Raw genomic sequence first — 14497 nt, 5'->3', positions numbered from 1 at the left:
CAACGAAAAGCCCCGCCGGATCGCTCCGGCGGGGCCTTCTGTGTCACCTAGGCTGAAAGACTTACGCCTCGTCGCCCTCGATCAGGTAATCGCCGGCATCGGCGTCGGTGCCGTGGGTTTCACCCTCGACCGCAGCCAGCGGATCGTCGCCGATCGCCGCTTCCGGACCCTGGGCCAGCTCGGCGGCATGCTCTTCCGCGGCCGAGGCCGGGGCGATGAGCGATTCCTGCAGCTTGCGGTACTGCGCGCGCAGCGCCGCGTCGCGGCTGGAGGCCGCCACGCGCAGGCGGTTCATGCCGGCGCCGGTGCCCGCCGGGATGAGCCGGCCGACGATGACGTTCTCCTTGAGCCCGATCAGGCTGTCCTTCTTCCCTTCGACCGCCGCCTGGGTGAGCACGCGGGTGGTCTCCTGGAACGAGGCGGCCGAGATGAACGAACGCGTCTGCAGCGAAGCCTTGGTGATGCCCAGCAGCACCGGCTTGCCTTCGGCGGGCTTCTGGTCGCCCGACAGCTTGGCGTTGTACTCGTCCATCTCCTGACGGTCGACCTGCTCGCCGGCGAGCAGCACGGTGTCGCCACCGTCGGTGATCTCGACCTTCTGCAGCATCTGGCGAACGATCACCTCGATGTGCTTGTCGTTGATCTTCACGCCCTGCAAGCGATAGACTTCCTGGATTTCCGCGACGAGGTACTCGGCCAGCGCCTCGACCCCCAGCACTTCCAGGATGTCGTGCGGATCGGGCGAGCCCGAGATCAGGTTGTCGCCCTTCTTGACCCAGTCGCCTTCCTGGACGTCGATCACCTTCGACTTGGGGATCAGGTACTCGACCGGTTCGCCCTCCTCGGGGATGATCGCGATCTTGCGCTTGGCCTTGTAGTCGCGGACGAATTCGATCCGGCCCGAGACCTTGGCGATGATCGCGTTGTCCTTGGGCTTGCGCGCCTCGAACAGCTCGGCGACGCGCGGCAGACCGCCGGTGATGTCGCGGGTCTTGGCGGCTTCGCGGCTGGCACGGGCCAGCACGTCACCGGCCTCGACCGCCTGCCCGTCCTCGACCGACAGCGTGGTGCCCGGGGCCATCAGGTAGCGCGCGGCCTCGCCCGACTGCTCGTCGAGCAGGGTCAGGCGGGGACGCAGGTCTTCCTTCTTGCCGCGCGACGCGCCGCGGTTCTCGGTCACCACGCGCTGGGCGATACCGGTGGCCTCGTCGGTCAGCTCGGTCATGGTCCGGCCGTCGATCAGGTCCTGGTACTTCACGACACCCGACTTCTCGGTGATGATCGGGGTGGTGAAGGGGTCCCATTCGGCCAGGCGATCGCCCTGGCTGATGATCGCGCCGTTCTCGTGCAGCAGGTGGGTGCCGTAAGGCACGCGGTGCAGCGCGCGCTCGCGGCCCTCGCTGTCGAGCACCACGATCTCGCCATTCCGGGCCAGCGACAGCCGGCGGCCGCGCTTGTCCGTGATGGTCGGGATGTCGCGGTATTCGACGGTGCCGTCGCAGATTGCCTCGAGGTGCGACTGCTCGTTGACCTGGGCCGCACCACCGATGTGGAAGGTGCGCATGGTCAGCTGGGTGCCGGGCTCGCCGATCGACTGGGCCGCGATCACGCCGACGGCCTCGCCGATGTTGACCGGGGTGCCGCGGGCCAGGTCACGCCCGTAGCAGGTCGCGCAGACGCCCTGTTCGGCCTCGCAGATCAGCGGCGAGCGGATCCGCGCGCCCTGGACGCCGGCCGCCTCGATCTTGGCCACGGCGGGCTCGTCGAGCAGGGTGCCCTTGGCGACCAGCACGGCGCCGCTCTTGTCGGCGATGTCCTCGGCCAGGGTGCGGCCCAGGATGCGCTCACCCAGCGAGGCGATGGTCGAGCCGCCCTGGACGATCGCGCGCATTTCCAGCGCCCGTTCGGTCCCGCAGTCCTGGATCACCACCACGCAGTCCTGCGACACGTCGACCAGACGGCGGGTCAGGTAGCCCGAGTTCGCCGTCTTGAGCGCGGTGTCGGCCAGACCCTTGCGGGCGCCGTGAGTCGAGTTGAAGTATTCAAGGACGGTCAGGCCTTCCTTGAAGTTCGAGATGATCGGCGTCTCGATGATCTCGCCCGAAGGCTTGGCCATCAGGCCGCGCATGCCCGCGAGCTGCTTCATCTGGGTCGGCGAACCGCGCGCGCCCGAATGGCTCATCATGTAGATCGAGTTGACCGGCTTCTCGCGGCCATGCTCGTCCACCGGGGTGGCGCGGATCTCGTCCATCATGGCGGCGGCCACCTGGTCGCCGCAACGGCTCCAGGCGTCGATCACCTTGTTGTACTTTTCCTGCTGGGTGATCAGGCCGTCCTGATACTGCTGCTCGTAATCGGCCACCAGCGCCTTGGTCTGCTCGACCAGTTCATCCTTGCTGTCGGGGATGATCATGTCGTCCTTGCCGAACGAGATGCCGGCCTTGAACGCGTGGCGGAAGCCCAGCGCCATGATCGCGTCGGCGAACAGCACCGTGTCCTTCTGGCCGGTGTGGCGATAGACCTGGTCGATGACGTCGCCGATTTCCTTCTTGGTGAGCAGGCGGTTGACCACCTCGAAGGGCACCTTGTGGCTCTTGGGCAGGCATTCGCCGATCAGCATGCGGCCCGGGGTCGTCTCGAACCGCTTGATGTAGGTCACGCCGTTCTCGTCGGTCTGCGGCACGCGGGCCGTGATCTTCGAGTGCATGGTGACCGCGCCGGCCTCGAGCGCCTGGTGCACCTCGGCCATGTCGGACATGATCATGCCCTCGCCGGGTTCGCCCTTGCGGTCCATCGACAGGTAATAGAGCCCCAGCACCATGTCCTGCGAGGGCACGATGATCGGCTTGCCGTTGGCAGGGCTGAGGATGTTGTTGGTCGACATCATCAGCACGCGCGCTTCGAGCTGGGCTTCCAGGCTGAGCGGCACGTGGACCGCCATCTGGTCACCGTCGAAGTCGGCGTTGAAGGCCGAGCAGACCAGCGGGTGAAGCTGGATCGCCTTGCCCTCGATCAGCACGGGTTCGAACGCCTGGATGCCCAGGCGGTGCAGGGTGGGCGCGCGGTTGAGCAGCACGGGGTGCTCGCGGATCACCTCGTCCAGGATGTCCCAGACTTCCTTGCGCTCCTTCTCGACCCACTTCTTGGCCTGCTTCAGGGTCATCGACAGACCCTTGGCGTCAAGCCGGGCATAGATGAACGGCTTGAACAGCTCGAGCGCCATCTTCTTGGGCAGGCCGCACTGGTGCAGCTTGAGCTCGGGACCGGTCACGATCACCGAACGGCCCGAATAGTCGACGCGCTTGCCGAGCAGGTTCTGGCGGAAGCGGCCCTGCTTGCCCTTGAGCATGTCGGACAGCGACTTGAGCGGACGCTTGTTGGCGCCGGTGATGACGCGGCCGCGGCGGCCGTTGTCGAACAGGGCGTCGACCGCTTCCTGCAGCATGCGCTTTTCGTTGCGGACGATGATGTCCGGCGCGCGCAGCTCGATCAGCCGCTTCAGGCGGTTGTTGCGGTTGATCACGCGGCGGTACAGGTCGTTGAGGTCCGACGTGGCGAAGCGGCCGCCGTCGAGCGGGACCAGCGGGCGCAGTTCCGGCGGAATGACCGGCACGACTTCCAGGATCATCCATTCCGGACGGTTGCCCGAATCGATGAACGATTCGACGACCTTCAGGCGCTTGATGATCTTCTTCGGCTTCAGTTCCGACTTGGTCTCGGCCAGCTCCTTGAGCAGGTCCTCGCGCTCCTGCTCGAGGTCGAGCGACATCAGCATGTGCTTGACCGCCTCGGCGCCGATCCCGGCCGAGAAGGCGTCCTCGCCGTACTCGTCCTGGTATTCGTACAGCTCGTCCTCGGTCAGCAGCTGGTACTTCTCGAGCGGGGTCAGGCCCGGCTCGATCACCACATAGCTTTCGAAGTAGAGGATGCGCTCAAGCTGCTTGAGCTGCATGTCGAGCAGCAGGCCGATGCGGCTGGGCAGGCTCTTGAGGAACCAGATGTGCGCGACCGGGGCGGCCAGCTCGATGTGGCCCATGCGCTCGCGGCGGACCTTGGTCACGGTGACTTCGACACCGCACTTTTCGCAGACCACGCCCTTGTACTTCATGCGCTTGTACTTGCCGCACAGGCACTCGTAGTCCTTCACGGGGCCAAAGATGCGCGCGCAGAACAGGCCGTCACGCTCGGGCTTGAACGTGCGATAGTTGATCGTCTCGGGCTTCTTGATCTCGCCGAACGACCACGAGCGGATGCGCTCGGGGCTGGCGATGCCGATCTGGATCTGGTCGAAGGTTTCGGGCTTCGCCATCTGGTTGGTGAACTTGGTCAGGTCGTTCATGTCTTGGTCCCTCTAGGGGTCAAACTGGTGAGGCGAGGGCGGGGCGGCGCCAGGGGCGCCGCCCGCTCCTGTTACTCCGCGGCTGCGGCCAGGCCGTCGTCATCGTCGTCGTTGTCGAGCGACGAGAGTTCGACGTTGAGGCCGAGCGAGCGCATTTCCTTGACGAGCACGTTGAAGCTCTCGGGAATGCCGGCCTCGAAGGTGTCGTCGCCCTTGACGATCGCCTCGTAGACCTTGGTGCGGCCGACCACGTCGTCCGACTTCACCGTGAGCATTTCCTGCAGGGTATAGGCGGCGCCGTAGGCCTGGAGCGCCCAGACCTCCATTTCGCCGAAGCGCTGGCCGCCGAACTGCGCCTTGCCGCCCAGCGGCTGCTGGGTGACGAGCGAGTAGGGCCCGATCGAACGCGCGTGGATCTTGTCGTCGACCAGGTGGTGCAGCTTCAGCACGTACTTGTAGCCGACGGTGACCTTGCGGTCGAAGGCCTCGCCGGTGCGTCCGTCATACAGTGTCACCTGGCCCGATTCATCGAGCCCGGCCAGCCGCAGCATGGCCGACACGTCGGCTTCCACCGCGCCGTCGAACACCGGAGTGCCCATCGGCACGCCGCCGCGGACGTTCTCGGCCAGGTCGACGACCTGCTCCGGAGTGCGGCCCTTGATCTCGGCGGAGTAGTTGTCGCCATAGATCTCGACCAGCAGCTCGCGCACCGCTTCCGGCGCCTCGCCCGGGACCGGGTTCGGGTTGGCCTCGCGCCAGGCATCCAGCGCCGCGCCGACCCGCTTGCCCAGACCGCGCGCGGCCCAGCCAAGGTGGGTCTCGAAGATCTGCCCGACGTTCATGCGGCTGGGCACGCCCAGCGGGTTGAGCACGAAGTCCACCGGAGTGCCGTCCTCCAGGAAGGGCATGTCCTCCTGCGGCAGGATGCGGCTGATGATGCCCTTGTTGCCGTGACGGCCGGCCATCTTGTCGCCCGGCTGCAGCTTGCGCTTCACCGCGACGAAGACCTTGACCATCTTGAGCACGCCCGGGGCCAGCTCGTCGCCGCGCTCCAGCTTCTCCTTGCGGTCCTCGAACTTCTCCTGGATCGCCTTGACGGCCTCGTCGTACTGCGCCTTCAGCGCCTCGACCTGGGCCTGGGCGGCATCGTCCGCCACGGCGAACTTCCACCATTCATAGCGTTCGGCCTCGGCGAGCACCTCGTCGGTGATCTCGACGCCCTTCTTCACGCCCTTCGGCGCCGCCGCGGCGACCTGGCCGATCAGCATCTCGCGCAGGCGGTTGAAGGTGGCGCGGTTGAGGATCGCGCGTTCGTCCTCGCGGTCCTTGGCGAGGCGTTCGATTTCCTCGTTCTGGATCGCGCGGGTACGGTCGTCGATCTCGATACCGTGGCGGTTGAACACCCGCACATCGACGATCGTGCCCGACACGCCCGGGGGCAGGCGCAGCGAGGTGTCGCGCACGTCGCTGGCCTTTTCGCCGAAGATCGCGCGCAGCAGCTTCTCTTCCGGGGTCATCGGCGATTCACCCTTCGGGGTGATCTTGCCGACCAGGATGTCGCCCGGGTGCACTTCGGCACCGATGTAGACGATGCCCGCCTCGTCGAGGTTGCGCAGGGCCTCCTCACCGACGTTCGGGATGTCGCGGGTGATGTCCTCGGGCCCGAGCTTGGTGTCGCGGGCCATGACCTCGAACTCCTCGATGTGGATCGAGGTGAAGACGTCGTCCTTCACGATCCGTTCGGAGATCAGGATGGAGTCTTCGTAGTTGTAGCCGTTCCAAGGCATGAACGCGACGAGCACGTTGCGGCCCAAGGCCAGCTCGCCCAGTTCGGTCGAGGGGCCGTCGGCGATGATCTCGCCGGCCTCGATCAGGTCGCCCACCTTCACCAGCGGGCGCTGGTTGATGCAGGTCGACTGGTTGGACCGTTCGAACTTCTGCAGGCGATAGATGTCGACGCCCGACTTGCCGGCCTCGATCTCGCCCGCGGCGCGGATCACGATGCGGGTGGCGTCGACCTGGTCGACCACGCCCGAGCGCAGCGCGGCAATCGCCGCGCCGGAATCGCGGGCAACGGTCGCTTCCATGCCGGTGCCGACGAACGGCGCCTCGGCCTTGACCAGCGGCACCGCCTGGCGCTGCATGTTCGAGCCCATCAGCGCGCGGTTGGCGTCGTCGTTTTCCAGGAACGGAATGAGCGAGGCGGCGACCGAAACGAGCTGCTTGGGGCTGACGTCCATCAGCGTGACCTGCTCGCGCGGGGCCATCACGAATTCGCCGCCTTCACGCGCCGAGACCAGCTCTTCGACGAACGAGCCGTCCGCGTTGAGCTCGGCCGAGGCCTGGGCCACGGTGTGCTTCTGCTCCTCCATCGCCGACAGATAGACGACCTCGTTGGTCACCTTGCCGTCGATGATCTTGCGGTACGGGGTTTCGATGAAGCCGTACTTGTTGACGCGGGCGAAGGTCGACAGCGAGTTGATCAGACCGATGTTCGGGCCTTCCGGCGTCTCGATCGGGCAGATGCGGCCGTAGTGGGTCGGATGGACGTCGCGGACCTCGAAGCCCGCGCGCTCGCGGGTCAGACCGCCCGGCCCGAGCGCCGAGACGCGGCGCTTGTGGGTGACTTCCGACAGCGGGTTGGTCTGGTCCATGAACTGCGAGAGCTGCGAGGATCCGAAGAACTCGCGCACCGCAGCCACGGCCGGCTTGGCGTTGATCAGGTCGTTCGGCATGACCGTCGACACGTCGACCGACGACATGCGCTCCTTCACGGCGCGCTCCATGCGGAGCAGGCCGACGCGGTACTGGTTCTCGAGCAGCTCGCCCACCGAACGGACGCGGCGGTTGCCGAGGTTGTCGATGTCGTCGACCTCGCCCTTGCCGTCCTTCAGGTTCACCAGCTCCTTGACCACCGCCAGGATATCGTCGGTGCGCAGGGTGGTGATGGTGTCCTCGGCGTCGAGGCCCAGGCGCATGTTCAGCTTCACGCGGCCCACGGCCGACAGGTCGTAGCGGTCGGCGTCGAAGAACAGGCCGTCGAACAGGGCCTCGGCGGTCTCGCGCGTCGGCGGTTCGCCAGGGCGCATCACGCGGTAGATGTCGGCCAGGGCGTGGTCGCGGTCCGGGGCCTTGTCGGCCTTCAGCGTGTTGCGGATCCACGGACCGGTGTTGATGTGATCGATGTCGAGCAGCTCGATCCGGTCGATCCCGGCCTTGTCGAGCGCGTCGAGGTTCTCGGGGGTGACCTCGTCACCGGCCTCGATCCAGATGCGTCCGGTGCTCTCGTCGATCAGGTCGTGCGCCGAATAGCGGCCGAAGATTTCCTCGGTCGGGATCAGCAGTTCGACCAGGCCGTCCTTCTGCGCCTTGTTGGCCGCGCGCGGCGAGATCTTGGTGCCGGCGGGGAACACGACTTCACCCGACTTGGCGTCGACGATGTCGAAGGCCGGCTTGGCACCGCGCCACTGCTCGACGTGGAAGGGCACGCGCCAGCCGCCCTCGCCGCGGTTCCAGGCGACGGTCTCGTAGAAGTAGTTGAGGATGTCCTCGTCGTTCAGGCCCAGCGCGTGGAGCAGCGCGGTGACCGGCAGCTTGCGCTTGCGGTCGATGCGGACGTTGACGATGTCCTTGGCGTCGAACTCGAAGTCCAGCCATGAGCCGCGGTAGGGGATCACCCGGGCCGCGAACAAGTACTTGCCGGACGAATGGGTCTTGCCGCGGTCATGGTCGAACAGCACGCCCGGCGAGCGGTGCATCTGGCTGACGATCACGCGCTCGGTGCCGTTGATGAAGAACGTGCCGTTCTCCGTCATCAGCGGCATGTCGCCCATGTAGACGTCCTGCTCCTTGATATCGAGCACGGAGCGGGTCTCGGTCTCGGCGTCCACCTCGAACACGATCAGGCGCAGCGTGACCTTCATCGGGGCGGCATAGGTGATGCCGCGCTGGCGGCACTCGGTCACGTCGTACTTCGGCGCTTCCAGCTCGTAATGGACGAAGTCCAGCTCGCTGGTGCCGGCGAAGTCGCGGATCGGGAAAACCGAGCGCAGGGTCTTCTCCAGGCCCGAGACATAGCCGGTCGCCGGGTCGGAGCGCAGGAACTGCTCGTAGCTTTCGCGCTGCACCTCGATCAGGTTCGGCATCTGCACCACTTCGTGGATGTCGCCGAAGATCTTGCGGATGCGCTTCTTGCCCGACACTCGAGCAGCGCTCGAGCTGGGGTTCTGGGCCTTGGTTGCCATGGAGGAGTGTCTCGCCTCTTCGCTCAGCACCGGGGGAAGGGTCCGCCCGGCGAAAAAATCACGCCACGCGCGGCGGTGGCCATGCCGACGCGAATCGGTCGGACGCGCCCCATCCCTCACGGGATCGGCTGTCCGAACCGGTTCGCGTCACGCATGAAAGCCCGGTTTTCCGCTTCCTTCCTGGGCCAGCCCCCGCGCATGGGCCGCCTTGCTCGAAGCGTCGGGCGAAGGCGCGATATAGGGGAAGGCGCCGCGAAGTCAAGGATTTGGGGGAAACTGGGGGGGCGGAGTAGGCGCGTGGCCTTCGACACGCTCAGGCCGAGCGGGATTTGGTGAATGGGCCCGCGGTCCCGGGCCGGGAACCCAAACGCTCAGGCACAGGCACAGGCACACCCACACCCGCTCAGGCACACCCACAGCCGCTCAGGCTGAGCTTGTCGAAGCCCACGCGGCAAGCCCTCCCCTTGGGGAGATTCCCTCACTCCGGCGACGGAAACCGCGTCTTGAAGGTGAAGGCCTGCGGGCACGGCCCATAGCGGTCGAGCAGCCAGAGGCGCGACAGTCCCTCCTCGATCGTCGGCTGGTGCCCGGCGGGAACCCACCACAGCGCGTGATAGGCGCCCTCGAACCGCTCGAAGTACTCGCGCCGCCGGCCCAGCTCGGCCGCGTGGCCGCTCTGGTAGACATAGGCGTGGAGCGCATCGGCGTCGGCCCAGACCGACAGGTTCACGATCAGCAGCGGGTCCGGGGTGGGCTGCAGCGCGGTGGCGTTGCCGTCCTCGGTCTGGAGCCGCCAGACGAAGCCCGGGGCGGCATCGGCGAGGGCGTTGACCCGGTCGAGCGCGGCGAAGAACGGGGCGACGCGCGGGTCGCCCTCGGGGGCCAGCAGGCGGCCGATGTTGATCTGGGCGAGCTGCCAGGCGGACGCGGCAAGGGTGGCATTCATGGGCAGGGCACCTCCGGCGCGATCCATTGCAACCCGCGATGGTGTTCGCAACCCCGCGGTTTGCCGCCGGTTCGGCCAACCATCGCGTCGCCATATCGAAAAACAATATTATTGATTGACGATAAGGCCGACTCGGATTATTGAATATCAATATGACGCATATCGGAGAACAACCAATGACCGCCCGTCGCGCCACGCTTGCCGTGCTGCTTGTTGTCGCCCTCCTGTGGAGCCCCGCGCTGACCCTCGAGGTTCACGTGGTGCTGCGCCCGGCCACGGCCGCCCCGGTGGCCTGAGCCCCTTTCGAGGAGAACCCCCATGTCCCTTAAACCCAAAGACCCCCTGCTCGCCGCGGCGCGTATCGTCCTGTTCATCGCGATGGGCGCCATGGCGGTGGCCAGTGTCGCCACCCTCATCGCGGCCCCGGCCATCGTCATCTACCGTGATGCGGTGCTGGCCCAACTGGCGGCCGACGGAGCCCCGGCCGAGGCGTTGGGCGCGCTGGTCGCGATCATGGCCCTGGTCGCCCTCTGCACCGCGCTGGGCTTCCTGTTCTTTCGCCACATGGCCCGGATCGTCGGGACGGTGGGCGAGGGCGATCCGTTCATTCCGGCCAATGCCCGCCGTCTCAGCGCGATGGGCTGGATCGTGGTGGCGGTGAACGTGGCCTCCATCCCGCTGGTTTCGATCCTGCGCTGGCTGGAAAGCGTCACCGAGCACCTGCACACCGACGCGGGCCATGACATCGACGGCCTGCTGCTCGCCCTGGTCCTGTTCATCCTCGCCCGGGTGTTCCGCGAAGGCACGCGCCTGCGCGACGAAGTGGAAGGAACCGTGTGATGCCGGTGACCGTCAAGCTCGACGAGCTGCTTTACCAGCGCCGCATGACGCTGACCGAACTGGCCGAGCGGGTGGACATCACCCTGGCCAACCTCTCGATCCTCAAGACCGGCAAGGCCAAGGCGATCCGCTTCTCGACCCTCGAGGCGATCTGCCAGGTGCTGGACTGCCAGCCGGGCGACCTGCTGGGCTATGATGCGGAGCCGCGGTCGTGACCGCGGTTCCCTTCCCGCTGCCGCGCTGGCGCCTGGCCCTGCTGCGGCTGGCCTACCTGATCATCGTTGTCGGCATGGCCGCCACGCTGTGGCCGGACCTGCTCGATCCCGAGCGGACCTGGCCGCTGTCGGCCGGAGTGGTCAACGCCATGCTCGCGGCGCTGTCGCTGCTCTCGCTGGTCGGCCTGTTCCGCCCGCTCGCCATGCTGCCGGTGCTGCTGTTCGAAGTCCTGTGGAAGCTGATCTGGCTAGTCCGGATCGCCTGGCCCGCCTGGCGCGCCGGTCCGCTGTCGGCCGACATGGCCGAGACGCTGTTCGCCGTCGGCCTGATCCTGCCCTTCATGGCGCTGATCCCCTGGGACCTGGTCTGGCGCCGGCTGGCCGCAAGCCCGGCCTGAGCCGCGCCCTTTTGCCCGCGGCAGGGCCGATCAGAACAGTCCGGGGATCAGCCGCCAGCGCACCACCTGCATGTATTCGGCATAGGCCGGGTCCTGGCTCAGCAGCCGCTCCTCGGCCAGCAGGCGCAGGATCTGGGCCCACCAGCCGATCGCATAGATGACGATGTTCATCGGGTGGAACATCAGGATCATCACCGCCATGTGGACCAGGGCGTAACCGGCGTACATCGGATGCCGCACGAAGCGGTAGGGACCCGAAATCTTGATTCCGCGATTGGCCGGGGCGACCCCGAACGAGCGGCGCAGGGTCAGCTTGGCCCAGGCCTGGATGCCGTTGCCGACCACAGCCAGGAACACGCCGAGCGGAACCAGCAGCGGCAGCGGCGGCACGCCCGGCAGGACCAGCAGGCCGGCGCAGGTCGCGGTCATCGCCAGCAGCCAGTCGCCCAGCGCCATGGACAGCTTCTCGGTCGGCCGCCGGATCAGCGTGAACACCGCCACCGCGGTTTCCGAGATCAGCAGCAGCACGCTCCACGGGTTGCTGGAAACCTCCACCCGCGAGGCGAGCACGATCCACAGCAGCACGACCAGCACCTGTTCGGCGCGGTCGAGCACGGCAGGGCGGAGCCAGGCCGGCTGCTTGGTCAGGGTCGTCGTGGTCATGGCATGGGGCCCCTCGTGGCGGTGCCTGCCGAGGTGCCAGAACGCGGTTAACAAACCGTTAGGGGGTCTGCGGGGCGCGGCTTCCTTGACTCCTGCCGCCTGCCCGCGTAGTGGCCCGCCCCGACCGACCGGGATTCGTCCCGCCGGTCATCCGTCCGAGACAGTTGGTGCCACGGGTCTGCCGCGGCTTAATTTCCAGCCTAGACGGGGAAATGAGATTTTTCGCCCCCCGCCGCTGCGGCGTGGTGCTTCGCGTTGCTCCTGATTGTCCGGGGTGCGCACCTCCTTCCCCCTCAACGGACTCGCCCGGGCTGCTTCGGCAATCCGGTCAACCTAGCCGGTCGTCCGTTCGCGGGCGGCCAATGTGAAGGAGTAAGGCATGGATCGTTCGCAGAAAGCCGAATCGGTCGCATCGCTGAACGCGACTTTCCACGAGGTCGGCGTGGTGGTGATCACCCGCAACCTCGGCATGACGGTGGCCCAGTCCACCGCCCTGCGCGGAAAGGTCCGTGAAGCGGGCGCGACCTACAAGGTTGCGAAGAACCGTCTTGCCAAGCTTGCCGCCAAGGACACGGCTTACGAGGGGATCATCGATTTCCTCACCGGCCCGACCGCGATCGCCGCTTCGGTCGATCCGGTTGCCGCCGCCAAGGCCGTGGTCGACTTCGCGAAGACCACCGACAAGATCGAGATCGTCGGTGGCTCGCTGGGTTCGGTCGTCCTCAATGCCGATGGGGTCAAGGCTCTCGCCACGATGCCCTCGCTGGACGAAATGCGCGCCAAGCTCATCGGCCTCGTTCAGGCTCCGGCCACGAAGATCGCCCAGCTCTCGACCGCTCCGGCGGCCAAGCTGGCCCGCGTCTTCCAGGCCTATGCCGACAAGGCCGCCTAAGACGTTTCAGACGAATTTCCGGGACTGTCCCGGACCATCAATCAGGAGTGAAGCATCATGGCCGATATCGCCAAGCTTGTTGAAGAACTGTCGAAGCTGACCGTCCTCGAGGCGGCTGACCTTGCCAAGGCCCTGGAAGAGGCCTGGGGCGTGAGCGCCGCTGCCGCCGTTGCCGTGGCCGCTCCGGCCGGTGGTGGCGAAGCCGCCGCCGCGGTCGAAGAGAAGACCGAATTCGACGTCATCCTGACCGGCGACGGCGGGAAGAAGATCCAGGTCATCAAGGAGGTCCGCGCGATCACCAACCTGGGCCTGACCGAAGCCAAGGCGCTCGTCGAAAGCGCGCCGAAGGCCGTCAAGGAAGGCGTGTCGAAGGCCGAGGCCGAAGACATCAAGAAGAAGATCGAGGAAGCCGGCGGCACCGTCGAGATCAAGTAAGCTTCCGGTTTCTTCCCGGTACAGCAGAAAGGGCGGCCCCGGTGGGGTCGCCCTTTTTCTTTGGCGCCCGAACTTTTGCCCCGGTCCGGCCGGCAGCGCTTTCCTAACGCCGCCCGGCCGCCTAACGGCTGTGGGTGATGTCCCCGCCGGTCCCTTCCCGTCCCTGGCACGCCGAGATCGGTGCCACCCTGCGTCTGGCCGGGCCACTGGCCGCGGCCAATGTGCTGCAGATGATGGTCTATGCGATCGACGTGGTGTTCGTCGCGCGGCTCGGGGCCGAGCCGCTCGCTGCGGCCAGCCTGTCGACCGCGCTGTTCGGCCTGATCGCCTGGTGCTTCTCGGGCCTGACCGGGGCGGTCGCGCCGCTGATCGCCGCCGAGCTCGGCAGCCGGCGCCATGCCGTCCGGCAGATCCGCCGCAGCGTGCGCATGGCGCTGTGGCTGGCCCTGGCCTGCGCGGGGGTGGGCATGGCGATCTGCGCCCAGGGCGAACGGCTGATGCTGCTGACCGGCCAGGACCCCCACGTCGCCGCCCGGGCCGGATCCTTCCTGGCGGTGCTGATGCTGTCCCTGCCGCTGATGATCGCCGCCAATGTGCTGCGCACCTTCGTCTCGGCCATGGGCCGGCCCTACTTCGCCACCGCGATCACGGCCCTGTCGATCGGGGTCAACGCCGCCGGCAACTATGTGTTCGTGTTCGGCCATTTCGGCGCGCCGGCGCTTGGTCTGCGGGGCTCGGCCGTGTCGACCGCGATCACGGCGCTGCTCACCCTGCTGGCCTATGTCGCGGCGATCCGCGGTGACCGGCGGCTGCGGCGCTATCATCTGTTCGGCCGGTTGTGGCGCCCCGAATGGCAACGGCTGGGCGATCTGCTGCGGATCGGCCTGCCGATCGCCGCGACGATCCTGGCCGAGGCCGGGCTGTTCAGCGGCGCGGCCTTTCTGATGGGGCGGATTGGCGAGGCCCAACTGGCCGGGCACACCGTGGCGCTGCAGGTCGCCGCGTTCTGCTTCCAGGTGCCCTTCGGCATCGGCCAGGCCGCGACCATCCGGGTCGGTTATCACTTCGGCGCGGGGGACCGGGCCGGCGTGGCCCGGGCCGGGTGGGTCGCCCTGGCGACCGGAGCCGGGTTCATGGCCCTGACCGCCAGCGCCATGGTGCTGATCCCCCACCCGCTCGTCGCGCTTTATGTCGACATCGCCAATCCGGCCAATGCCGCGATGATCGGCTTCGCCACCCAGTTCATGCTGGTTGCCGCCGCCTTCCAGCTGTTCGACGGGATCCAGGCCGTGGCGGCCGGCGTGCTGCGCGGGCTGCAGGACACCCGCGTGCCGATGCTGATCGCGCTGTTCGCCTATTGGGTGCCGGGCGCCGCAGCCTCGATCGGACTGGGCCTGTTCACACCGCTGGCGGGCCTGGGGGTCTGGCTGGGCCTGCTGATCTCGCTGGCGATCGTCGCGGGGCTGCTGCTCTGGCGCTGGTCGCGGCGCGAACACCTGGGCCTGGTCACGGCCTGACCGTCGAA

10 protein-coding genes are annotated in these 14497 nt (G+C 67.2%); 6 read left to right on the top strand and 4 right to left on the bottom strand.

The window, feature by feature from the left end; genetic code table 11:
- Positions 1–61 precede the first annotated feature (61 nt).
- The 3 genes from rpoC to H7F49_RS09335 all read right to left on the bottom strand — a co-directional run bounded on the left by rpoC (position 62) and on the right by H7F49_RS09335 (position 9529).
- Positions 62–4339, bottom strand: coding sequence for a DNA-directed RNA polymerase subunit beta' (rpoC, locus tag H7F49_RS09345; RefSeq protein WP_185683328.1), 4278 nt, complete (start codon positions 4337–4339; stop codon positions 62–64).
- 71 nt (positions 4340–4410) lie between these two features.
- Positions 4411–8583: a DNA-directed RNA polymerase subunit beta gene (gene rpoB / locus H7F49_RS09340; protein WP_185683327.1), complete on the bottom strand. Its 4173-nt coding sequence runs from the start codon at positions 8581–8583 to the stop codon at positions 4411–4413.
- A gap of 478 nt (positions 8584–9061) precedes the next feature.
- Positions 9062–9529, bottom strand: coding sequence for a DUF3291 domain-containing protein (locus tag H7F49_RS09335; RefSeq protein WP_185683326.1), 468 nt, complete (start codon positions 9527–9529; stop codon positions 9062–9064).
- Between the two features lie 318 nt (positions 9530–9847).
- On the opposite strand from H7F49_RS09335, the gene H7F49_RS09330 reads away from it, so the two are divergent.
- From H7F49_RS09330 to H7F49_RS09320, 3 genes are read left to right on the top strand one after another with little or no spacing between them, the layout of a single operon-like run.
- Complete coding sequence (locus H7F49_RS09330; RefSeq protein ID WP_185683325.1) at positions 9848–10369, top strand: DUF2975 domain-containing protein; 522 nt, start codon at positions 9848–9850, stop codon at positions 10367–10369.
- Positions 10369–10584 (top strand): helix-turn-helix domain-containing protein, encoded by a 216-nt coding sequence (locus tag H7F49_RS09325; protein WP_185683324.1) that lies wholly within the window; start codon positions 10369–10371, stop codon positions 10582–10584. The genes H7F49_RS09330 and H7F49_RS09325 overlap by 1 nt, the downstream gene beginning before the upstream one ends.
- Positions 10581–10982, top strand: coding sequence for a hypothetical protein (locus tag H7F49_RS09320; RefSeq protein ID WP_185683323.1), 402 nt, complete (start codon positions 10581–10583; stop codon positions 10980–10982). Before H7F49_RS09325 ends, H7F49_RS09320 begins: the two co-directional genes overlap by 4 nt.
- Before the next feature lie 30 nt (positions 10983–11012).
- Here H7F49_RS09320 and H7F49_RS09315 read toward each other — a convergent pair whose 3' ends face one another.
- Positions 11013–11645 carry a methyltransferase family protein gene (locus tag H7F49_RS09315; RefSeq protein ID WP_185683322.1) on the bottom strand — a complete coding sequence of 211 codons (633 nt, stop codon included), beginning with the start codon at positions 11643–11645 and terminating at the stop codon, positions 11013–11015.
- 379 nt (positions 11646–12024) lie between these two features.
- Here H7F49_RS09315 and rplJ point away from each other — a divergent pair, with 379 nt between their 5' ends.
- The 3 genes from rplJ (at position 12025) to H7F49_RS09300 (ending at position 14489) form a co-directional block, all read left to right on the top strand.
- On the top strand, positions 12025–12537 hold the full coding sequence (gene rplJ / locus H7F49_RS09310) for a 50S ribosomal protein L10 (protein WP_185683321.1): 513 nt from the start codon (positions 12025–12027) through the stop codon (positions 12535–12537).
- Positions 12538–12594: 57 nt separating this feature from the next.
- Complete coding sequence (gene rplL / locus H7F49_RS09305) at positions 12595–12972, top strand: 50S ribosomal protein L7/L12 (RefSeq protein WP_185683320.1); 378 nt, start codon at positions 12595–12597, stop codon at positions 12970–12972.
- Positions 12973–13109: 137 nt separating this feature from the next.
- Positions 13110–14489, top strand: coding sequence for an MATE family efflux transporter (locus tag H7F49_RS09300; RefSeq protein WP_185683319.1), 1380 nt, complete (start codon positions 13110–13112; stop codon positions 14487–14489).
- Positions 14490–14497: the final 8 nt, after the last annotated feature.

Source organism: Novosphingobium aerophilum, from assembly GCF_014230305.1.
GTDB lineage: Bacteria > Pseudomonadota > Alphaproteobacteria > Sphingomonadales > Sphingomonadaceae > Novosphingobium > Novosphingobium aerophilum.
This window is presented reverse-complemented; position numbering and strand designations above follow the sequence as displayed.